At 64.4% G+C, this 21,832-nt stretch carries 22 protein-coding genes and 1 CRISPR repeat array; of the genes, 7 read left to right on the top strand and 15 right to left on the bottom strand.

Annotated features, from left to right (window positions below; genetic code table 11):
• Positions 1-103: 103 nt before the first annotated feature.
• The 4 genes from dxs (at position 104) to VF673_RS13250 (ending at position 7,796) form a co-directional block, all read left to right on the top strand.
• Complete coding sequence (dxs, locus tag VF673_RS13265) at positions 104-1,987, top strand: 1-deoxy-D-xylulose-5-phosphate synthase (RefSeq protein ID WP_440292305.1); 1,884 nt, start codon at positions 104-106, stop codon at positions 1,985-1,987.
• A gap of 88 nt (positions 1,988-2,075) precedes the next feature.
• On the top strand, positions 2,076-3,512 hold the full coding sequence (locus VF673_RS13260) for a Wadjet anti-phage system protein JetA family protein (RefSeq protein WP_440292304.1): 1,437 nt from the start codon (positions 2,076-2,078) through the stop codon (positions 3,510-3,512).
• Entirely contained in the window at positions 3,505-4,164 is a 660-nt protein-coding gene (locus VF673_RS13255) for a DUF4194 domain-containing protein (protein ID WP_273123146.1), read from the top strand. The genes VF673_RS13260 and VF673_RS13255 overlap by 8 nt, the downstream gene beginning before the upstream one ends.
• Entirely contained in the window at positions 4,164-7,796 is a 3,633-nt protein-coding gene (locus tag VF673_RS13250) for an ATP-binding protein (protein ID WP_440292303.1), read from the top strand. Before VF673_RS13255 ends, VF673_RS13250 begins: the two co-directional genes overlap by 1 nt.
• 11 nt (positions 7,797-7,807) lie before the next feature.
• Here the strand turns inward: VF673_RS13250 and VF673_RS13245 are convergent, their stop codons facing one another.
• The 11 genes from VF673_RS13245 to nrdR all read right to left on the bottom strand — a co-directional run bounded on the left by VF673_RS13245 (position 7,808) and on the right by nrdR (position 15,717).
• Positions 7,808-8,569, bottom strand: coding sequence for an NYN domain-containing protein (locus VF673_RS13245; protein WP_440292302.1), 762 nt, complete (start codon positions 8,567-8,569; stop codon positions 7,808-7,810).
• A 17-nt stretch (positions 8,570-8,586) separates the two neighbouring features.
• The gene (locus VF673_RS13240) at positions 8,587-9,021 is read right to left on the bottom strand and encodes a hypothetical protein (RefSeq protein ID WP_440292301.1); all 435 of its coding nucleotides are present in this window, start codon (positions 9,019-9,021) and stop codon (positions 8,587-8,589) included.
• The gene (ribA, locus tag VF673_RS13235) at positions 9,018-9,629 is read right to left on the bottom strand and encodes a GTP cyclohydrolase II (protein WP_090540654.1); all 612 of its coding nucleotides are present in this window, start codon (positions 9,627-9,629) and stop codon (positions 9,018-9,020) included. Before ribA ends, VF673_RS13240 begins: the two co-directional genes overlap by 4 nt.
• A 102-nt stretch (positions 9,630-9,731) precedes the next feature.
• On the bottom strand, positions 9,732-10,217 hold the full coding sequence (locus VF673_RS13230) for a phosphatidylglycerophosphatase A family protein (protein ID WP_090540656.1): 486 nt from the start codon (positions 10,215-10,217) through the stop codon (positions 9,732-9,734).
• A complete protein-coding gene (thiL, locus tag VF673_RS13225; protein WP_440292318.1) occupies positions 10,210-11,175 on the bottom strand; it encodes a thiamine-phosphate kinase in 966 nt (321 codons plus the stop codon). The genes VF673_RS13230 and thiL overlap by 8 nt, the downstream gene beginning before the upstream one ends.
• A 23-nt stretch (positions 11,176-11,198) precedes the next feature.
• On the bottom strand, positions 11,199-11,633 hold the full coding sequence (nusB, locus tag VF673_RS13220; RefSeq protein WP_090540756.1) for a transcription antitermination factor NusB: 435 nt from the start codon (positions 11,631-11,633) through the stop codon (positions 11,199-11,201).
• 54 nt (positions 11,634-11,687) lie between these two features.
• Positions 11,688-12,164 (bottom strand): 6,7-dimethyl-8-ribityllumazine synthase, encoded by a 477-nt coding sequence (ribH, locus tag VF673_RS13215; protein WP_044501218.1) that lies wholly within the window; start codon positions 12,162-12,164, stop codon positions 11,688-11,690.
• Positions 12,165-12,221: 57 nt separating this feature from the next.
• Entirely contained in the window at positions 12,222-13,316 is a 1,095-nt protein-coding gene (gene ribBA, locus VF673_RS13210) for a bifunctional 3,4-dihydroxy-2-butanone-4-phosphate synthase/GTP cyclohydrolase II (RefSeq protein WP_090540657.1), read from the bottom strand.
• Between the two features lie 22 nt (positions 13,317-13,338).
• A complete protein-coding gene (locus VF673_RS13205) occupies positions 13,339-14,004 on the bottom strand; it encodes a riboflavin synthase (RefSeq protein WP_090540758.1) in 666 nt (221 codons plus the stop codon).
• A gap of 119 nt (positions 14,005-14,123) precedes the next feature.
• Positions 14,124-15,257 carry a bifunctional diaminohydroxyphosphoribosylaminopyrimidine deaminase/5-amino-6-(5-phosphoribosylamino)uracil reductase RibD gene (gene ribD, locus VF673_RS13200; RefSeq protein WP_440292300.1) on the bottom strand — a complete coding sequence of 378 codons (1,134 nt, stop codon included), beginning with the start codon at positions 15,255-15,257 and terminating at the stop codon, positions 14,124-14,126.
• Positions 15,250-15,717 (bottom strand): transcriptional regulator NrdR, encoded by a 468-nt coding sequence (nrdR, locus tag VF673_RS13195; RefSeq protein WP_090540658.1) that lies wholly within the window; start codon positions 15,715-15,717, stop codon positions 15,250-15,252. The genes ribD and nrdR overlap by 8 nt, the downstream gene beginning before the upstream one ends.
• A 132-nt stretch (positions 15,718-15,849) precedes the next feature.
• Here nrdR and VF673_RS13190 point away from each other — a divergent pair, with 132 nt between their 5' ends.
• From VF673_RS13190 to VF673_RS13180, 3 genes are all read left to right on the top strand, one after another.
• Positions 15,850-16,515 (top strand): class I SAM-dependent methyltransferase, encoded by a 666-nt coding sequence (locus VF673_RS13190; protein WP_440292299.1) that lies wholly within the window; start codon positions 15,850-15,852, stop codon positions 16,513-16,515.
• 56 nt (positions 16,516-16,571) lie between these two features.
• Positions 16,572-17,447, top strand: a complete 876-nt coding sequence (locus VF673_RS13185) for a thioredoxin family protein (protein WP_090540662.1) — start codon at positions 16,572-16,574, stop codon at positions 17,445-17,447.
• A gap of 130 nt (positions 17,448-17,577) precedes the next feature.
• Positions 17,578-17,802 carry a hypothetical protein gene (locus VF673_RS13180; protein ID WP_440292298.1) on the top strand — a complete coding sequence of 75 codons (225 nt, stop codon included), beginning with the start codon at positions 17,578-17,580 and terminating at the stop codon, positions 17,800-17,802.
• A 142-nt stretch (positions 17,803-17,944) separates the two neighbouring features.
• Positions 17,945-18,888: direct repeats of the CRISPR family, unit length 28 nt; unit sequence GAAACACCCCCACGGACGTGGGGAAGAC.
• Positions 18,889-18,935: 47 nt separating this feature from the next.
• Here VF673_RS13180 and cas2e read toward each other — a convergent pair.
• Genes cas2e through cas7e form a run of 4 tightly spaced genes read right to left on the bottom strand, consistent with a single transcriptional unit; the run spans position 18,936 to position 21,832 of the window.
• On the bottom strand, positions 18,936-19,175 hold the full coding sequence (cas2e, locus tag VF673_RS13175; protein WP_440292297.1) for a type I-E CRISPR-associated endoribonuclease Cas2e: 240 nt from the start codon (positions 19,173-19,175) through the stop codon (positions 18,936-18,938).
• A gap of 25 nt (positions 19,176-19,200) precedes the next feature.
• Positions 19,201-20,076: a type I-E CRISPR-associated endonuclease Cas1e gene (gene cas1e, locus VF673_RS13170; RefSeq protein WP_440292296.1), complete on the bottom strand. Its 876-nt coding sequence runs from the start codon at positions 20,074-20,076 to the stop codon at positions 19,201-19,203.
• Positions 20,077-20,081: 5 nt separating this feature from the next.
• Positions 20,082-20,792 carry a type I-E CRISPR-associated protein Cas5/CasD gene (gene cas5e / locus VF673_RS13165; RefSeq protein ID WP_440292295.1) on the bottom strand — a complete coding sequence of 237 codons (711 nt, stop codon included), beginning with the start codon at positions 20,790-20,792 and terminating at the stop codon, positions 20,082-20,084.
• 8 nt (positions 20,793-20,800) lie between these two features.
• Positions 20,801-21,832: a type I-E CRISPR-associated protein Cas7/Cse4/CasC gene (gene cas7e, locus VF673_RS13160; RefSeq protein WP_440292294.1), complete on the bottom strand. Its 1,032-nt coding sequence runs from the start codon at positions 21,830-21,832 to the stop codon at positions 20,801-20,803.

Genomic DNA, 21,832 nt, shown 5'->3' with positions numbered 1-21,832 from the left:
CTATAAGCCGCCGCCGTGGCCGATGTTGGGCTAAGCAGCCTCATCGGTTAAACTGCGCCCTTGTTTCCTGTCGCTCCGGCGGCAATCAGAGTCCTGTCATTAGATGCCTAGTACTTTCCACGAAATACCCCGCGAACGTCCCTGCACCCCCCTGCTGGACAGCATTGACAGCACCGCCCAGCTGCGGGAGCTGGATGTATCGCGCCTGCCGGAACTGGCGGATGAGCTGCGCCTGTTCCTGCTCTGGACTGTTGGTCAGACCGGTGGTCATTTCGGGGCCGGGCTGGGCGTGATCGAGCTGACCATCGCTCTGCACTATGTCTATCAGACGCCGGAAGATCGCCTGGTCTGGGATGTCGGCCATCAGGCCTATCCACACAAGATCCTCACCGGCCGCCGCGAACAGATGGCCACCCTGCGCCAGAAGGACGGCCTGGCCGCCTTCCCCCGCCGCAGCGAAAGTCCCTATGACACCTTCGGCGTTGGCCACTCCAGCACCTCCATCAGTGCCGGCCTGGGCATGGCCATCGCCTCGCGTCTGCAGGGTCTGGACCGGCGTACCGTGGCGGTGATCGGCGACGGCGCCATGACCGCCGGCATGGCCTTCGAGGCGCTCAATCATGCCGGGGAAACCGACGCCGACATGCTGGTGGTGCTCAACGACAACGATATGTCGATCTCCCACAACGTCGGCGGTCTGTCCAACTACCTGGCCAAGATCCTCTCCAGCCGCACCTACTCCCATATGCGCGAGGGCAGCAAGAAGGTGCTGTCGAAGATTCCACCGGCCTGGGAGCTGGCGCGCAAGACCGAGGAAACCGCCAAGGCCATGCTGGCGCCGGGGGTACTGTTCGAGGAGCTGGGCTGGAACTACATAGGGCCCATCGATGGCCACGACCTGCCGACCCTGGTGACCACCCTGCGCAACATGCGCCAGCTCAAGGGGCCGCAGTTCCTGCACGTGGTGACCCGCAAGGGCAAGGGCTTCTCCCCCGCCGAAGCCGACCCTATCGGCTACCATGCGATCACCAAGCTGGAACCCAGGCCCGCTGCCAACGGTGTCAGCAAGCCGCGCTTCTCCAACATCTTCGGCCAGTGGCTGTGCGACATGGCCGAGGCGGATGCCCGGCTGATCGGCATTACCCCGGCGATGAAGGAAGGTTCCGACCTGATCGCCTTTGCCGATCGCTTCCCGCAGCGCTATTTCGACGTTGCCATCGCCGAGCAGCACGCCGTGACCCTGGCCGCCGGCATGGCCTGCGAAGGCGCCAAACCGGTGGTGGCGATCTACTCCACCTTCCTGCAGCGTGCTTATGACCAGCTGATCCACGACGTGGCGGTACAGGATCTGGATGTGCTCTTTGCCATCGACCGCGCCGGCCTGGTCGGCGAAGACGGCCCGACCCATGCCGGCAGCTTCGACCTGAGCTACCTGCGCTGCCTCCCCAACATGCTGATCATGGCCCCGGCGGACGAGAACGAAACGCGCCAGATGCTGACCACCGGCTTCCTCTACAACGGCCCGGCGGCGGTGCGCTATCCCCGCGGCACCGGCCCGGGTGTGCCGGTCGACCCCGCGCTGACGCCCCTGCCCATCGGCAAGGGCCTGATTACCCGCCGGGGTCGGGACGTCGCCATCCTCTGCTTCGGCACCCTGCACGCCAACGCGCTGGTCGCTGCCGAGGCGCTGGACGCCACCGTGGCCAACATGCGCTTCGTCAAGCCGCTGGACACCGAACTGCTGCGCCAACTGGCCGACAGTCACGGGCTGCTGGTCACGGTCGAGGAGAACGCCATCATGGGCGGCGCCGGCAGCGCGGTGAACGAATGGCTGCTGGCCCAGGGCATCCAGATTCCGGTGCTCAACCTCGGCCTGCCGGATATTTACGTCGAGCATGACAAGCCGGCCAGCATGCTCGCCGAATGCGGCCTGGACGCCGCCGGCATCGAACGTGCGATCCGCCAGCGGCTGGCCAGCCTGGGCTAGTCATCGCGGGCCGGAAAGCGGAGCCGGAGCACAGTCCGGCTTCGCCGAATCCGGCATAATGCCCCTTTGACCTTTTCGAGCCTGATGCATGTTCTTCAGTGACGAGCGACTGCAGTTCTTCCGCCCCCTGACCAGCAAATACCGGGAACAGATAGTCGAATGTCTGCGCCTGCTGCACGGTCGGCTGTACAGCGCCAGCGCCGACTACGGCGAATCACTTCGCCGCGAGCAGGTGCTCGACATCTTCAGCGAGGCGCTGCAGCGTGCGCCCCTGCTGGACGGCGACGAGGAGGATCAGGGCCGCTTCAAGAGCAGCCGCGAACAGGCCGGCTGGATTCTCAACACCCTGGTCGATCACGGCTGGCTGGAGCGTCAGGTCGATCAGGTGACCTTCCAGTCCACCTACCCCTTCAGCCGCCTGGGTCGGCTCTTCACCCAGTCCCTGAGCGAGGCGATCGCGCACAGCGTGCGCACCCGCCACCGCAACACCCGCAACACCCTTAACGCCCTGTCGGCCTTCGCCGACCGCGGCGAGGTCTACGATCTGCTCGACGCCTACGAGTTCTCCGAACGCATCATCGCCGACTTCACCGACATCATCGCCGAGCTGGAGGAGCGCAAGCGTCAGCTGGTGCGCGAGGTGGAACAGCGCCAGCTGATCCAGGAAGCCAGCGAGCAGTTCTTCGAATTCATGGAAAAGCGCTTCCAGCCGGACCTGGCCATCCGCCTGTCGGCGGACAGCGTCGAGCGCCACCGCGAACACCTGTTGCAGCAGATCGAACGCATCCGCCGCAAGCCGACCGAATGGAAGGCCCATGCCGAGCGCGAACTGCGCAGGCTCGCCCCCGAGCTGCTCGGCGACACCCGCAGCTCGGTACTCTGGCGCCTGCTCGACCATATCGAGGTACGCCTGCGCAACGCCGCCGACGTCATGCTGCCGGCCCTGCGCCGTACGCTGCAGAGCTTCACCCAGCGCGCCGACATCATTATCCGCCAGCTCAGCTATCTGCACAGCCAGCAGCACACCGATATCGTCGGGCTGTGCCGGGAACTGGCCAGCCTCCCCGAAGAGGAGCAGCACCAGCGCCTGGCCGCCGCCGGCGAGCTGATGGCCACCGTCAACCTGCAGCTGATCGACCCCGTCCAGGTCCAGCTGCGCGAGCGCCGCGCGCGTTCGCCGGTCCACAGTCTGATGCTCGACCCCGGGCTGCCGGACGACGACACCCTCAACGAGCTGGCCGTGCAGCGCCGGCTCGACCAGGCCTTCGCCATCAATGCCGGCAGCCTGCGCTCCTACCTGCAGGCCGCACTCGGCGAAGGGCGCCGCATCGACACCCGCGATCTGCCCATCAAGGACGCCCGGGACCTGCTGGCTGCCAGCCACCTGATCGAGCTGGCCGGCGCCGACCATGCCGCGCATGGCCTCAAGGTACGCATCGAACCCAGCGGCGAAGTGCTGCAGGACGACTTTTTCAGCCGTCGCGACGGCTTCATCATCGAACTGGAATCCAACGACCATGCGTGAAGCACTGCAAGCCCGACTGGCCGAACGCGGCGTCAGCAGCGCCGAGTTCTCCGATCTGATGATCCGCCTGCTCGACCGCGGCGTCCTGTGCCGGGACGAAAGCAAGCGCGAAGCCGAACTCTATGACCGCTTCCTGCAGGTGCGCGAGCTGGTGGAGGACTATCTGGCAGTGCTGCGCATACGCCTGCTGCACGAACCGCGTTTCAACCTGCTGCGGGTATTTCCGCCGGGCGCGGAAGTGCCCGGCCTGCCCGACACCGAGGACGACAGCCATGCCCTGCGCCAGCGCCTGAGCCAGCAGGAGGTGGCGCTGATCCTGGTCCTGCGCGCCGAATACGACAAGAGCCTGCGCGAAGGCCAGCTGGATGAACACGGTCAGGCACTGCTGTCCCTGGAAGCGCTGAATCTGAGCATGCGCAATCTGCTCGGTCGCAGCCTGCCGGAGACCGCCACCGAACGCCAGGCCCTGCTGCGCCGGCTGCGTCAACTGCGCCTGATCCGCAGCCCCGCCGAGATGGACACCGACAGCGAGGAGGCCTGGCTGACAATCCGCCCGGGCATCATCAGTCTGGTCACCGACACGGCCCTGGCCCAGCTGGCCCCGCAGGCGGCGGAGCAGCCCGAAGATCAACCCGAGTACGAGACGCCCTGATGTATCTGAAACGTTCGATTACCGTCAATTGGGGCAACCTGCCGGTGCAGGAGCTGGACTATGGCCCGGTCAATCTGTTCTCCGGTGGCAACGGCTCCGGCAAGACCACGGCCGCCGATGCGCTGCAGACGCTGATGACCGCCGCCCATGACAACCTGTTCAACTACAACCCCGGCCAGGACGAAACCACCCAGCGCGGACGCGGCGGCAAGCAGGTGCGTACCCTGGCCTCCTACGTGCTCGGCTGCGACGATGGCGCCTATGCCCGCCCGCATGACACCGATGGCTATATCGCCGGGGTGTTCCATCCGACCAGGGGCGAGACCAGCGAGCCTTTCACGGCAGTGATAGGGGTGCGCGCGCATCTGGATACCGCCGGCAGCAGCCGTCACGCCCGTCAGCAGGAACTGCTGCTGATGATAGTCCCCGGGGAGATGCTGTCCCTGTCGCACTTCCTGCGCGAGGCCGAGGATGGCCGCCACGTACTGCCGGTCACCGAACTGCCGGAACTGCTGCGGCGCCAGTTCGGCAAGCAGGGCGTGGAAGTCTACGACCGCAAGAGCGCCTATCTGGCCCGGCTCTACGGTGCCCTGCGCGGGCGCAGCGATGCCGTATCGGTCCGCGAAGCCAAGAATGCCGCCCGCACCTTCGCCAATTTCATGGCCTACAAGCCGGTGCGCTCGATCGACCAGTTTGTCGCCGAGGAGGTGCTGGAAGCCCGGGACTTCGGCGATACCATCCGCCGCATCCGCGACCTGCTGCGCACCGTGCATGGCATGGAGCAGGAAGCCAGCCGCATCCGCGGCGCGGTAGACCTGCTGCAGCAGGCCCGTCAGCAGGCCGATGACTACCTTGACCTGTGGCTGGAACGTACCGGTCTGGAGTATGCCGCCGCTGCCCAGATCTGGCGTCAGAACCAGCGCCAGTATCTGAGCGCCAAGGACGAGCAGCAGCAGCTGGCAGCGCGGCTCGCAGCCTGCGCCGACGAGCAGCGCCTGACCGGCGAGCGGCTGGATCAGGCCCACCATGAGCTAGTGCAGCTGGAAGCACGGCGCCAGGGCATTCCGGCACTGCACTCCCGGGACCAGCTGCAGGACCGCCAGCAGCAGCTGCATGCCCAGCTGCAGGAAGGCGTGGCGCCGCTGCTGGAGCAGGCCCAGCAGCGCGATCGCAATATCGAGGCCCTGCGCCAGCTGCAGCAGTTGCTCGGCCAGCACAGCCTGGGGCTGGAACTGCCGCACCTGACCAGCCGCAGCTGGCGCGAGGCCAGTCAGGCAGTGCTCAGCGCGGAGCAGCAGCCGGTGGCCGACCTCAACCAGCTGCTGGCCCGGGACTGGATCGATCTCAGCCCGCTGGACAGCGGGCTGGACGCGATACGCGCCCAGCAGCACAGTCACAACCAGTTGGCCGCGCACCTGCAGCAACCCCTGGCCGAGGGCATCAGCCTGCTGCAGAAGGTCGACCGTCTGAGCCAGGAACGCAGCGCCAGCCTCGCCCAGACCGAGCGCCAGATAGCCCAGGTCGAACACCAGATCAAGGGGCTGCAGGCCAGCCGGGTCAGCTATCCGGGCTATGTCGAGGATGCCCTGCGCGCCATCCGCCAGCAGTGCCCGGGCGCCGACCCGCGGGTGCTCTGCGACCATGTCGAGGTACTGGACGCAGACTGGCAGATGGCGATCGAGGGTTATATCGGTGGCAGCCGCTTCGCCATCCTGGTGGAGCCGGAATACGAGGCCGACGCCATACGTATCGTCCGTCAGCTCAGCAGCCGCGAACGCAACCGGGCCCGGGTCATCCAGGGTGACAAGGCACGTCAGGATGCCGAGCGCATCAGTGTGCCGGCGGACTCCATCCTGCAGGTGATGAGCTTCAGCCACAAGATTGCCGAATACTATCTGCGCGCCTCCTACGCCGGCGTGGCGCGGGTGGCCGACGCCGAAGCACTGCGCCGGACCCGGCGCGGGATCACCCGCGAGGGCATGGGCTCGGGCAACTATGCCCTGTTCCGCTGCGATATCGATGATGCCCAGCTGGTATTCGGTGCCGGTGCCCGCGAACGCAATCTGCTGGCCCAGCAACAGCAGCTGGACCAACTGCAGGTGCAGCGTCACAGCCTGCGTCAGCAACTCCAGGCCCTGCAGCAGCTGGCCGCCCTGCTCGGCCAGATCCGCCCGCTGGACTACGCCGCCCGGGCCACGGTGCTGCTGGATTGCCAGCGCCAGCTGCGCGAGGTCGAGCAACAGCTCAGTGATCTGGATCTGGGCGCACACCAGGATCTGGATGACGAGCAGCAGCGGGTCAGCGCCTGCTATCAGGAGCTGCAGCAGCACCAGCGCGAACTGGTCGAGCAGCAGGGCCGGCTGGACGAGAAGCATCAGCAGGTCAGCCAGCGCATCCGCCAGCTGGCGGACCAGAGCGACAGTCTGCTCGAGCGCAAGGATCAGGCCGAACAGCACCTGCTCGAGGCCGCCGGCAAGCTGCCGGGCATGGATCCCCAGGCCCGCCTGGAACAGCTGGATGCGATGCTCGACGAGACCCGCGAACAGTTCGACTTCGCCGCCGACAGTGCCGCACTGACCAGCCGCCTGCATCAGCAGGCGATCAGCCTCGAGCGCTCACTGGAGCAGTACAACCAGCAGGCCCAGCCGGCCGACATGCTGCTGCATGACAGCCCCGAGGCGCTGCACAGTCCCGGGTTCTACGAGCACGTCGGCGGCCTGCGCCGGCAGCTGGACAATCTCTACAACCGCCTGCGCAACAACGTGCTGCTGGAGAAGCAGAGCCAGCTGGCGAGCCTGCGCGACAGCTTCAACACCACCTTCGTCAGCGACCTGTGCCACGAAATCCATCAGGCCGTGAACGACGGGCGCCGCACCCTGGAACAGCTCAACCGCGAGCTGGAACACCACCAGTTCGGCGCCGACCGCGAGCGCTTCCAGTTCGACTGGGACTGGCTGCCGGAATACCGGGAATACTGGGAGTTCTTCCAGGAAGTGATGAGTCTGCCGAACCTCGGCGACGGCACCAGCCTGTTCGGCGACAGCCTGTCGCAACGCGCCGCCGAGGTGCGGGACAAGCTGCTGTCGCTGCTGCTGGACGGGGATGAACAGCAGGCCCTGCGCGAGCTGGAGCGCATCAGCGACTACCGCCGCTACCGCCGCTACGACATCCTCAAGTTTCCCCAGGGCAAGGCACCGATCCGCCTCAGCGAATATGGCACCGGCTCCGGCGGCCAGCTGGAGACCCCTGCCTACATCATCCGTGCCGCGGCGGTCACCAGCGCCTTCCGCTTCAATGAGGGCGACAGCCACCTGCGCATGGTGATAGTCGACGAGGCCTTCATGCACATGGATGAGACCCGCTCACGGGAAGTGATCCACTACCTGACCGATACCCTGGGTCTGCAACTGATCTTCATCATGCCGACCAGCAAGGCGGGCCCCTTCCTGGATCTGATCAGCAACCAGTTCGTGTTCAGCAAGGTGCCGGCCAGCCAGCCCATCGGTGAGCTGCAGACCCGGGTGCTGCTGGACCGTCAGCAGCTCAACCGCGAGCGCGTGGCCGAGCTGTGGGCCCAGCACCGCCGGGTTATCCGCCAGCAGGGTCTGCTCGACTTCATGGAAGCGCTCTAGGCTCAGGGCAATCAGCCGCCCCGCTTCTCGGGGCGCTGGTTCTTGATCCACAACAGGGTATTGTCACGCCGCAGGGTGAACAGGCCGATGCCCTCGACCAACTCGCTGAGCTTGCTGTAGCCATAGTTGCGTGGGTCGAATTCCGGCATCTGCTTGGTGATGTGACTGCCCACCGGCCCGAGATTGGCCCAGCCATCATCCCCCGCCGCCGCATCTATGGCCTGGCGGAACAGGTTGCACAGCTTGGTATCCTGGCGCAGTTCCTGGCTGCTGCGGCGGGTGATGGCGCCCTGGTGTCCCTCGGCGACCGCGGCGCTGCTGTCGTCGCGCTGCAGGAAGATCTCGGTATAGATGAAGCGGTCGCAGGCGGCCACCAGCGAGCGCGGCGTCTTCTGTTCACCGAAGCCGTAGACCATCTTGCCGGACTCGCGCAGGCGCGCGGCCAGACGGGTGAAGTCGCTGTCACTGGACACCAGGCAGAAGCCGTCGAAGGTGCCGGTGTACAGCAGGTCCATGGCGTCGATGATCATGGCGCTGTCGGTCGCGTTCTTGCCGCTGGTGTAGGCGAACTGCTGGATCGGCTGCAGCGAGTGCTCCAGCAGGCTGGCCTTCCACTTTCCCAGTCCCGGCGTGGTCCAGTCGCCGTAGATGCGCTTGACGCTGGCGACACCGAAACGGGCCACCTCCGCCAGCAGACCCTCGATGATCGCCGGATTGGCATTGTCCGCGTCGATCAGAACCGCCAGGCTGTCACCCTTGCCGTTGCCATTCATCGGCTGCACCCCTTTTTTCAGTTCGGCTGTCTGAGCCGCTGGGGCGCCGGACGGTACAGCAGCATGGCGCCCTGGCTGGCGAGCACCAGCAGGATCAATGGCAGCATTTCCATGGTGCAGACATAGTGCAGCATGCCGATCCAGCCGGGCAGCTTGGCATGGGTCAGCCCCAGCAGCTGGGTATGGTGCAGACGGTTCCAGGCCTGTTCATCGGCAGCGGCGGGGGCCGCGTCCACTTGCTGCAGAGCCGCCTTGTAGAGGCCGAAGCGCCAGACGGTCAGCAGCAGTGTCAGCATGCCGGCAATGAACAGGGGTACCCCCACTCCGGGGTAGGCGCCGCCGCTGCGATCATGGAAGAACCAGACCACCGCGATCGGCAGTATCAGCGAGGCCAGACACTGCATGCGCCAGTTGCGCCGCATCGCCTGCCAGTGGATCAGGGCGTCCATCATTCGGCCTCGGCCTGATGAATGCTGCCCAGCAGGTGACCCAGCTTGCCTGCCTTGGTTGCCAGATAGTTGCGGTTGAAGGGGTTGAGCCCGGTACGCAGCGGAATGCGCTCGGCCACGGTAATACCGAAGTCTTCCAGCGCCTTGACCTTGCGCGGGTTGTTGGTCAGCAGCTTGAGGCTGGTAATGCCCAGGTGCGCCAGCATCGGCTTGCAGATGCCGTAGTCGCGCTGGTCCGCACCGAAGCCGAGCAGCTCGTTGGCTTCCACGGTATCGGCACCGCCGTCCTGCAGATGATAGGCGCGGATCTTGTTCATCAGGCCTATGCCACGGCCTTCCTGACGCAGATACAGCAAGGCGCCACGTCCCTCATCGGCGATCGCCTTGAGCGCCGCCTCCAACTGGAAGCCGCAGTCACAACGCAGGCTGAACAGCGCATCGCCGGTCAGGCACTCGGAATGCAACCGCCCCAGCACGGGCTGGCCATCGCCCACATCGCCCATGGTCAGCACCACATGTTCCTTGCCGGTACCGGGTTCAAGGAAGCCGTGCATGGTGAAAGTGCCCCACTTGGTGGGCAGCTGGGATGACGCAACATAGGTGACTGACACGCTGTCTCCTGAGACCACACTGTTTTGAGAGGGCCGCTATCTTAGCAGCACAAGACCCCGGCAGTCAGCGCTGATCTGCCCGAGCGGTACGAAAGGCGCCGATCACAGCAGCCACTGGGCGCCCTGCAACACCAGCAGAGCCATGATCCCGGCGAGGATATCGTCGAGCATGATGCCCAGCCCGCCGCCGACCCGGCGGTCGACCCAGCCGATCGGCCAGGGTTTCCAGATATCGAACAGGCGGAACAGCACGAAGCCCGCGAGCAGCCACAGCCAGCCGGGGGGCGCCAGCCACAGAGCGATCCACAGGCCGACGAACTCGTCCCAGACGATGCCGCCATGGTCGTGCACGCCCAGATCCGCCGCGGTGCGGTGGCACAGCCAGATGCCCAGCAGGGTGCTGAGCAGCAGCACCAGGGCATAACCGCCCACCGGCAGCTGCTGCCAGAGCAGCACGAAGGGCAGCGCCGCCAGGGTGCCCCAGGTACCCGGCGCCCTGGGCATGGCACCGCTGCCGAAGCCGAAGGCCAGAAAGTGGATAGGGTTGCGCCACACCGAGGCCGGTGTCGGGCTGCGGGACTCAGCCATCGGCAGACTCCTTGAAATGTTGGTAGCCGCCGTCACCGGCGATCGGTTGTCCATCCAGCCAGACGCCCTGGCCTGCTTCGACCCGGCCGATCACCGTGATCGGCCAGTCGCCCAGCTGTGCCAGCGCCGCAACCGGCAGGCTGAACAGCAGCACATAGTCATCACCGCCGCGCAGCATCCAGTCCAGCTGCTGCCGGGCCGGCCAGTGCCGCAGTGCCGGTGCGGACGGCAGGTCGGCGCCCTGGATATGCAGCGCTACCCCGCTGGCCCGGGCCAGATGCCCGGCGTCCTGCAGCAGCCCGTCGGAAATATCCATTGCCGCACTGGCCAGCCCCTGCAGGGCCTGCCCCAGCTCGCACTGGGCCCGTGGCCGCCAGAAGCGCGCCAGCAGATAGTCGCGACTGGCCTCATCCAGCGGCGCGGGCAGCGGCTGACCCAGAACCAGCGCCAGCCCGGCAGCGGCATCCCCCAGCGGCCCGCCCACACAGAGCAGATCGCCGGGACGCGCACCGCTGCGGCGCAGGGCACGCCCACGGGCGACTTCGCCATGCACGCTGATGCCGATGTTCAGGGGGCCACGGGTGGTGTCGCCGCCGATCAGGCTGATGCGATGGTCGACCGCGCACTGGGCCAGGCCATCGGAAAAGGCACCGAGCCAGGCCTCATCTGCGGTCGGAAGGGTCAGAGCCAGGGTAAAGCCCAGCGGGCGAGCGCTCATGGCCGCCAGATCACTGACCGCCACCGCCAGGGCGCGGTAAGCGAGATCGGTCGGACAATACTGTTCGGGAAAGTGGACACCCTGCACCAGACTGTCAGTGGAAATAACCCACTGGCAGCCCGGCGCGGGTTCAAGCAGGGCGGCATCGTCACCGATGCCCAGTGCCACGGCGGCCGGGTCACCGGCCTGTTGCAGCACTGCGCGCTGGAAGTACCGGCCTATCAGTCCGAATTCACCCAGCGGCATGTGGCAACCTCCGCGGCTCAACGCCCCCGGCGCGACGCATTGACCTCGACACTGCGCAGGCGGGGAGCCAGCTTGTCGAGAATGCCATTGACGTACTTGTGACCATCGGTGGCACCGAAGACCTTGGCCATCTCGATACCTTCGTTGATCACTACCTTGTAGGGCACGTCGGCTCGCTGGGCCATTTCATAGACGCCGATGCGCAGAATGGCCAGCTCGATGGGATCGACCTCGGCCACCGCGCGGTCCAGAACCTGCTTGAGCTGCTCGTCGATCTCGTCGAGATGGGCGGGCACGCCGCGCAGCAGTTCCTGGAAGTAGGCACCGTCGGCGCTGTCGAAATCGTACTCGGGGTCGCTGCGCAGCTGGGCCTCGATGTCGCTCAGCGGCTGACCGGCCATCTGCCAGGAGTACAGGGCCTGCAGTGCCAGGCTGCGGGCCTTGCGCCGCATGGCGCTGCGGGACTGTCCGCCGGAGCGCTTGGGTCTTGCGTCGTGATCAGCCACTCAGGCCTCCAGCTGCTTGATCACGCTGACCATTTCGATTGCCGAGAGGGCGGCTTCCGCGCCCTTGTTACCTGCCTTGGTACCCGAGCGCTCGATGGCCTGCTCGATGCTGTCTACAGTCAGTACGCCGAAGGCGACCGGAATACCGGACTCCAGGGACACGGCGCCGACACCCTTGACGCACTCGCCGGCAACGTATTCGAAGTGCGGCGTACCACCACGGATGACTGCACCCAGGGTGATGATGGCATCGTACTGCTTGAGGTCAGCCACCTTGCGCACCATCAGCGGGATTTCAAAGGCACCGGGGACCCGGACTATGGTGATGTCGGATTCCTTGACACCGTGACGCTTGAGGGTATCTACAGCGCCGTCGACCAGGCTCTCAACCACAAAGCTGTTGAAGCGGCCGACAACCAGGGCGTAGCGACCCTGTGCAGCGACGAAGTCGCCTTCGATGGTACGGATTGCAGTCATAACATTCTCTCTTAAAGAACCGGCGGCACTCGCTGGCACCGCCGTCATTCAATGCGTTTATTCGCAGGGCAGGTATTCTACTACTTCCAGGTCGAAACCGGATATGGCGTTGAACCTCATCGGCATCGACAGCAGGCGCATCTTGCGCACACCCAGATCCCGCAGGATCTGCGAACCCGCCCCTACCGTATTGTAGGTGCTGGGACGGCGTACGACAGGTTCGCCACCGGCGATCTGCTGGACGTGATGCAACAGCTCTTCGCCGTCCATCTGATTGCCCAGCAGCAGCACCACACCATTGCCCTGCTCGGCCAGCTTGGCCATGGCCGCACGCAGGCTCCAGCGTCCGGGCTGGCGCACCATGAACAGGTCGCGCAGCGGGTCCATGTTGTGTACCCGCACCAGGGTCGGCTCCTCCGGCTCGATCGTGCCGAGGGTCAGGGCCAGGTGCACGGCGTTTTCCAGGCTGTCCCTGTAGGTCACCAGATTGAAGGTGCCCAGCTCGGTATCCAGCGGCTGCTCCGACACACGCTCGACGGTGCGCTCGTTGAGCAGGCGGTAGTGGATGAGGTCGGCAATGGTGCCGATCTTCAGTCCGTGCTGCTTGGCGAACTCCTCCAGCTCGGGGCGGCGGGCCATGCTGCCGTCCTCGTTCATGATCTCGCAGATCACCCCGGACTCGCCGAAGCCGGCCATGCGGGCCAGGTCACAGGCGGCCTCGGTGTGACCGGCACGGGCCAGCACACCACCGGGCTGGGCCATCAGCGGGAAGATGTGGCCGGGGCTGACGATGTCCTCGGCCACCGCATCGGGGGCTGCAGCGGCCTGCACGGTACGCGCACGGTCGGCAGCGGAAATGCCGGTCGAGACGCCTTCGGCCGCCTCGATGGAAACGGTGAACTTGGTGCCGAAGCCCGAGCCGTTGCGCTGTACCATCAGCGGCAATTTCAGGCGCTCGCAGCGTTCCAGACTCATGGGCATGCAGATCAGGCCACGGCCGTAACGGGCCATGAAGTTGATATCCTCGGCGCGGCAGGCCTCGGCGGCCATGATCAGGTCGCCTTCGTTCTCCCGGTCCTCGTCATCCATCAGGATGACCATCTTGCCGGCGCGGATGTCTTCAACCAGTTCTTCAACAGTATTCAGTTTCATACGGCCCTCCCGGGCACGTTGTTCAGGACTTCAGAAAGCCGTTTTCGGCGAGAAATGCCATGCTGATGCCGCCACCGGCACCGGATTCGGCGGCCTTGTCACCCAGCAGCAGGCGCTCCAGGTAGCGGGCAATCACGTCCACCTCGAGGTTCACCCGGGTACCGGGCTGATAGTCACCCATGATGGTTTCCTGCAGGGTGTGCGGCACTATGTTCAGATCGAACACCGCTCCATCCACGCCATTGACCGTCAGGCTGGTGCCGTCCACGGTGATCGAGCCCTTCTGGGCTATGTATCTGGCCAGCTCCGCCGGTGCCTCGATGCGAAAGCGCACCGAACGGGCCTCATCCTCGCGTGACAGCACCTGACCGACACCATCCACATGGCCACTGACCAGATGACCGCCCAGCCGGGTGGTGGCGGTCAGGGCCTTTTCCAGGTTGACCCGGCTGCCGACCTTGAGCTGGGTAAAGGCGCTGCGACGCATGGTTTCCTGGCTGACATCGGCCCAGAAACCGTCACCGGGCAGTTCCACCACGGTCAGACAGACGCCGTTCACGGCAATGCTGTCGCCCAGCTTGACGTCGCCCAGGTCCAGCTTGCCGGTTCTGACCTGAACCCGCACATCACCGCCGCGCGGCTGCAGACTGGCGATCTGCCCTGTTGCTTCGATTATTCCGGTAAACATCTTTGCCTCGGTTAGCTGTGCATTTTCCAGCGGCGCGGCCGCATCTGGCGCAGCCGACATGGAGAAGGGATCCGGGCAATTATAAGCGGGTCGGGCCGATATCGACAGCCCGACCGTGGTCAATCGGCCTGTGCGCGGCTCGGGTGGGCGGTGATGCGCCAGTCCCTGCCCAGGGCGCGCAGGTCGATGATCTGCAGATCCCCGGCCTGGGCCATGGCATCGAAGGGCAGCTGCAGCAAAGGTCGGGCGTTGCTGCCGAGCAGGCGCGGCGCCATATAGACGACCAGTTCATCGACCAGTCCGGCCTGCCAGAAGGCCCCGGCCAGGGCGGCACCCGATTCCACCAGGACCTCGTTGCAGCCGCGCCGGGCCAGCTCGGCCAGCAGGCCGGGCAGGTCCACTCTGGCGTTCTGTCCGGGCAGTGCCAGCAGCTCCAGCTGCGGACGCTGATACTCAGCCTCGCGGCCCATGGCATCGGCGCAGACCACCAGCACGGGCCCTGGCTCGTGGAACAGCCGCCGGTCCAGCGGTACCCGCAGGCGACCATCGACCAGTACCCGCAACGGCTGGCGCTGCGCCACCTGGGCAGCCAGCTCCGGCGCCAGCCCCAGCTCGGCAGCGCGCACGGTCAGAGCCGAATCGTCCAGCAGCACACTGTCGGCACCGCTGATGATGGCGCCACTGCGCGCCCGCAGGCGCTGCACATCGGCCCGCGCCTGCGGACCGGTAATCCACTGGCTCTCGCCACTGGCCATGGCGGTACGACCATCCAGACTCATCGCCAGCTTCAGCCGCACCCAGGGCAGACCCTGCTGCATGCGCTTGATGAAACCCGGATTCAGCTGCCCGGCCTCGGCTTCCAGCAACCCGCACTGCACCTCGACACCGGCCTCCCTCAGACGCTGCAGGCCGCGCCCGGCGACCTGCGGATTGGGGTCCTGCATGGCCGCCACCACGCGGTTCACGCCGGCGGCGACCAGCGCATCGGCACAGGGCGGGGTCTTGCCGAAGTGGCTGCAGGGTTCCAGGGTGACGTAGGCGGTGGCGCCCCGGGCCAGCTCGCCGGCCTGGCGCAGTGCATTGACCTCGGCGTGGCCCTCGCCGGCGCGCACATGCCAACCCTCGCCGACGATACGGCCGTCGCGTACCAGTACGCAGCCGACCCGTGGATTGGGTTCGGTGGTGTAGAGCCCCCGCTCGGCCAGGCGGATGGCTCTGGCCATCAGCGCCTGATCGCTCAGCGCCTCAGCCATCGGCGGGCTCGCCGCGGGACAGCCGATCGATTTCCTCGCGGAACTGGTTCAGATCCTGGAAGCGGCGATAGACCGAGGCAAAGCGGATATAGGCCACCTCATCCAGTTCCTTGAGTTCGGCCATGACCATCTCGCCGACCACCATGGCCTTGACCTCGCGCTCACCGGTGGCGCGCAGGCGGTGCTTGATCCGCCCCAGAGCGGCCTCTATCTGCTCGACGCTGACCGGACGCTTTTCCAGAGCGCGCAGCAGACCGGCGCGCAGCTTGTCCTCATCGAAGGGCTGGCGGCGACCGTCCTGCTTGATGATGCGCGGCAGCACCAGTTCGGCGGTCTCGAAGGTGGTGAAACGCTCCTGGCAGGCCAGGCATTCCCGGCGGCGACGCACCTGGGCGCCGTCGGCTACCAGTCTGGAGTCGATCACTTTGGTGTCATTGGCACTGCAGAACGGACAGTACATATCGCATCATTCCCGGAATCGGAGGCGCGCCTAGCATACCGCCTGCCCCCCGCCAGTAAAAGGGCATGGCGGTTTCACCGGAGCCGGCGATCTGGCTACAATGCCGGCCTCTCTTCCAGTCGGTTCTGCACCATGTCGACACCCCGCTTACTTGCCCAGCTCGAGGAATGCCTGCATCAGGTGCTGCCGGATGCGCGTCTGGCGCCCTGCAGCCTGCCCGGTCTGCCGGAACTGCAGCTGTGGCTGCTGGACCCGGTCAATCTGGACCGGGCCTTTGCCAGCGAGGAAACCCGACGCCTGCTCGAGCAGCCACCCTACTGGGGCTTCTGCTGGGGCAGTGGTGTGGCCCTGGCCCGCTGGGTACTGGACAACCCGCAGCAGGTGCGCGGCCGACGGGTACTGGATTTCGGCAGCGGCTCGGGCGTGGTCGCCCTGGCCTGCAGCGCGGTCGGCGCCAGCCGCAGCATCGCCTGCGATCTGGATCAGGGCGCCCAGCTGGCCAGCGCGCTGAATGCCGAACTCAACGAGCTGCCCATCGAGCTGGCCGATGACTACTTTGCGGTGACCGGCGAGCTGGATCTGATCCTGGCCGCGGATGTGCTCTACGACAGCGACAACCGCCCCTTTCTCGAACGCTTCCGGCAACGGGCCGACAGCGTACTGATCGCCGACTCCCGGGTACGCGATCTGCAGCACCCAGGCTACCACAGGCTCGGCCACCTGCACGGCCAGACCTGGCCGGAACTGGGCGAGCCGGTGGAGTTCCGTCAGGTGGCGCTGTATCAGAGTCTCCCTTGATAACCGCGGCGCCGCCCCCAGATAAGCCCTTCAAGCCCTTGCATTCAGGAACCTCAATGAGCCAGTCACCGCATATCTTCGACGTCACCGGCGACACCTTTGATCAGCTGGTAATCGAGAACTCCCGTCACAAGCCGGTGCTGGTGGACTTCTGGGCCGACTGGTGCGCCCCCTGCAAGGCGCTGATGCCGATGCTGGCCTCCATCACCGAGAGTTTCGGTGGCGAGCTGCTGCTGGCCAAGGTCAACTGCGACGCGGAGGTGTTTCTCACCGAGCGCTTCGGCATCCGCAGCCTGCCCACGGTGGTGCTGTTCAAGGATGGCCAGCCGGTGGACGGTTTCGCCGGCATCCAGCCGGAAAGCGCCATCCGTGCCATGCTCGAGCCCCATGTCAGCGCCGCGCCTGCCGAGGAAGAAGCAGAGGATGTCCAGGCCAGCGTAACGGCGCTGCTTGACGCCGGCCAGCCGGAGCAGGCGATCACCCTGCTGCAGCAGGCCATGGCCGAACACACCAGCGATCCCCTGCTGTTGTTGCTGGCCCGGGCGCTCATGGATACCCGCCAGTTCGACGATGTCGAGGCGGTGCTGAATGCGGTCCAGGATCAGGATGGCAACAAGCAGGCCCTGGCCGGCCTGCGCGCCGGGCTCGGCTTTGCCCGGCAGACCGCGCAACTGCCCGAGCCGCAGGCGCTGCAGCAACGCCTGCAGGCCAACCCGGCGGACAGCGAGGCGCTGTACCAGCTGGCCCTGCATGACCTGGCCCGGGGCCAGGCCGAGGCGGCCCTCAACGCGTTGCTGCACCTGATGCAGAGTGACCGCAGCTATGGCGACAATGCAGCCCAGCGCACCCTGCTGCAGGCCTTCGAGCTGCTGGGCAACGACCATCCCCTGAGCATCAGCTACCGCCGCCGGCTGTACCAGCTCCTCTACTGATCCACCTTTTGTCGCATCCCCGGAGAAATGGCGGTGTGCTATGATCGCGCCGCCTGATCAATGAGGAGTCATCTGCAGCAACACCACGGTCTGCCCCGCTCCCCATCCACATTCAACAGGGGAGTCGCCCATGAACCTATCGCCCGCCATGCAGCGGTACCTCGATTACATCCAGCAGCTCGAGGCCCAGGGCACACGGCTGGTGGAATTCCCCTGCCCTGCGTGCGCTGAAGGCATCCTTACCCCGGCAGCTGCGCCCTGTGAAGTCATCGACACCCTCACCGACTGCCCGCACTGCGGCACCCTGTTCCTGATGATCAGCGAAAGCGACCGCGCCCGGGGCATGCTGATGTGAGGAGGCGGGCTGCCACCCGCTCTGCTGGCCTGTTGCAGTGCCGGCATCCAAGCCCATGACCACGACCGTCCCCCCAGTCTCACCGCCCCGAGAGCCCCGTTAAGTTCGCCCATACCGCCTCCGGTGCTAATCCCACCTCACATCAACGCCCCCACGGACGTGGGGAAGCCCCCGGTGATCATGTACTTGATCTTGCCCGTCTGGGAAACACCCCCACGGACGTGGGGAAGACCGCCGGGCCAGCGGTGGCGGTCTTACCCTTGGAGAAACACCCCCACGGACGTGGGGAAGACCATGGCTGGAGCCAAGCGCCGGGACTGGCGGCAGAAACACCCCCACGGACGTGGGGAAGACAAATGAAAATCAGAACCACAGGGATACATGTAGGAAACACCCCCACGGACGTGGGGAAGACCCAGCCTGCTGCCCGGCCGCAGTGTGCAGTCAGGAAACACCCCCACGGACGTGGGGAAGACCAGGTCAGCCGGTGTCGGGTAATACTGATGCGAGAAACACCCCCACGGACGTGGGGAAGACGGCGTATTGCTGCGCCGTGGGCGGTCAGGTGCGGAAACACCCCCACGGACGTGGGGAAGACACTCGACGGTCAGGAATTCATTGGGGAGAACTGGAAACACCCCCACGGACGTGGGGAAGACACGGCAATCCGACCGTCTGGTGCGACCCTGAAAGAAACACCCCCACGGACGTGGGGAAGACCAAGGCCCCTTTTCGCTTTCTTTAATGGAGGCAGAAACACCCCCACGGACGTGGGGAAGACTCGGCAGCCCAGTAAACCTCGGCTTGGGTGTAGGAAACACCCCCACGGACGTGGGGAAGACTCTGACGCTGCGATAAGCTCTGACGCGCTGACGGAAACACCCCCACGGACGTGGGGAAGACATTTAGCCTCAAGGGCGAATGATACGTCAGTCAGAAACACCCCCACGGACGTGGGGAAGACCGCCCTTGCGGCACTCTGCCTTGCTTTCAAATAGAAACACCCCCACGGACGTGGGGAAGACCAGGCGCTCGCCCTCGGTCAGATGCCGGGCGAAGAAACACCCCCACGGACGTGGGGAAGACACCAACAAATTGTTAATGAGCGGCATCAAAAATACAAGATATTCGATTTATTCAGCTTTAAGGGTTTCGACGACCAATTGAAGGCCACTGAGAACTGTCATGGGCTTACGGGTCGGACCAATACTTCGAACCTCATAGCCCGGAGGCCCGGACAGGGAGCGGAATATGACAATGCCCGACTCTGGCGGACAGTGTTTGTATAGATAATCGATTACTGTAGTAGCAACGGAGTCTTTGATGCCTGACACAAAAATGTTAGGCCGGGGCTCGATAAACCAGAGCTTCATGCGCCCCCTTACCGCAGGCGGCAAGTCATTTGCCACGACGACGAGCACGAGCCACCCCCAGCATGTCCGGTATGTCTTCAGCGAGCCGGGCCAGAAGATCCATTTCAATGACCCGTTGACGAAATGCGGCTGACACTTTGTGCTTATCGTAGCGCCCTGCCATATCACGCGTCAGTGCAAAGGCCAGATCAATACACAAGTGCTCCTTGTACAAGTCGGCCATGTCATAGACAAAAGGCAAGGGGCTGCCAGAGTGAATGAATCCGATGTGCGGCGAGTAGCCCATGCTGTGTACCGCTGAACAGAGAATGCCGTACAACGCGGCATTAGTAGCAGTCAGCACCTGATTGGTAATATCGCTTACCTCGAACTTTCCTGGGGTGAACTGGCGCCCCTTCCAGCCGACCTGATATTCCTGAGCCTTGCTCTGGTACAGAGATCGCACCCTGTGCCCCTCCATGCCCATCATTTCCTTGAGATTCTTGCCCGCCAACTCCGCGTCTGGAAAACGTCTGGCGAACATGCGCCGGGCCACCTCTAGAGACTCCTTCGGATTCGCCGAGCGTTCTATCTGCTGCTTGAGATTTCGTGTATCCGCAGTGGGAAGAAAGCCTGCTGCGTAGAACAACAGGCTGTCTTCTCCAACCCAGCACACCGCACAATTGGCTGCTGTTGCGGTCTTGATTGCGTCATGGGTGACCGTCGTACCGGGCCCAAGCAACAGTGCATTCAGGGTAGCAACTGGAAGTGGCACGACGTTGGCTTCAGAGTCTATCCATTTGATACTGCTGTCATCTATCTCCAGTCGCCCACGCTCAAGGTACACAAAGGGGTATTTATCCTTGACCTGGGGTAAGGACTCCCGGGTGACCTTGACGAATAGTCGCTGTCCTACGGCCATGACTGTTACTCCAATTTTTGTATCGTCACCCGCCTGTCCCGATACCGCTTATGCTCTCCAAACTGCAGGGGTACGTCATTCAGGGTCAGCACTTCACCTTCATGTTCGCCCTGCAGCACTCTGAACACCGCATGCCGTGATTTTTCCGTGGCCAGCTCACTGGCTCGTTGCAGTGCCTGCTCGAGATCCGCATGAATGCCTTGGTAGATGAACTCCGTCGGCACACAGGTCTTGCGCCCCAGATACAAGTCCCATACCGGGCTCTGCAAGGCCTCAGCCAGCACCTGCAACTCGGCAGACGGCCCCTGCAGAACCGCCGCATAGGCCATATCCTGCAGGTAGTAGCGGTAGGTCATCTTGGTACCACCCCCCACCGCTTTCTTCCCCTCGCTGGTTTTCGGGATCAGCAGGCTGGTCCAGGGATCCCGGTCGTCATAACCACTACCAACCATCTGGAAATCTCGAAGCAAAGGCTGGCGTGGCAAAGGTTGCCCCTGCCGATCAACAGGCACATAGGCTGTTATCTGCAGATCACGCTCCGCCCACCTGCGTAACCAGTCAACCTGCTCCCCCGCCGCACCGAGAGCGCAGCAGAGCAAGCCGAGCACGCCGGACTTCGTTGGGAAGTCCAGACTGTCGCGCCGACCGAATTTTGAGTCATGCCCCCAAGCCTGCAGGGGCGCCTCCAGCCACAGCAGCAGATAAGGTTCACTCATGCTGCACCTCACTCGACATGGTTTTGCAGATCAGCCACCAGATCATCAATGCTGTAGTTGTCATTTTCACCCCATTCGTACGCGGCCAGCTTGCCGAACAACGAACCGCTGAGCTTTTCCTTTTTATCCAGGTAAGACTTGAGAACATCAATGCTCGGCTGCAGGTATCCGCCGTCCCGTGCTTTAACCGGAGTTTCAAAAGGCACCTGCAAACGCTGCCCCTTGCGTACCAGCACCCGTGCAAACTCCCAGGGGCTGGCACCTGACTGCGTGGTCTGCCGGGCGCTGGGCACGGCGATAAACAGCGCCTGAGTGAAGGCGGCTATGGCCTTTTTCAGCTCCTCAGTGCCCATGGTTTGTGCCAGTTGCCCAAGGTCAAGACTGATATAGCGATAATAAGTAGCAGAGTTGAACTCCAGGCTACCCATATGAGCAGAGCGCGCATCCTCTCCAGGGAGGTCGTCCAACGCGGTGAAAAACTCAACCTCGTTACTGACCTTGTGAGTAGAGATGGCATGAGAGAAAGAGGCAGCTGCCTCTACATTCATATCTGCGGCCTTGGCCACCATGCGGCCAAACAGAGCAATATCCAAAGCATCAACCGCTGGGGTCAGAGCTTTTTTGGCCACTTTTGCCAGCTCCTTGTCCTTGATCTTGCTGTCATCAAACCCCTGTTCTTTTGCGTAGTCGGCAAAAGCCACTGCTTCACTGTCGCTGATGAACAACAGGGTGTCATCACTCAGCAGTGAGGCGATTTTCTTGCCACAGGCAGCGGCCTGCTCCTCACTCGCACCGGCCTGCTGACAGGCCCGGGTGAAAATTTCTTCAGACTTCTTGGTACGGATACCCAGCTTGATACCCAGCTCCTGCATGGCGAGGCGCACTTGGCGCTTCCAGCATTGTGAGCTGACACGGGCGCGGGTCACTCCACCGACGATGGCAGTCTTGGGTGCGCCAACATCATCGCGGTTCAGACAGGTAACCGGAAAGGACTGCAGAATATGAAACTCGATACGGGTATTGCGATACTTGTCATTCAT

The sequence above is a fragment of the Halopseudomonas sp. Lyrl_26 genome, from assembly GCF_051948695.1.
GTDB classification, from domain to species: domain Bacteria; phylum Pseudomonadota; class Gammaproteobacteria; order Pseudomonadales; family Pseudomonadaceae; genus Halopseudomonas; species Halopseudomonas formosensis.
Note: the sequence above shows the minus strand (reverse complement) of the source record. Positions and strands in the feature narration are given on the sequence as shown.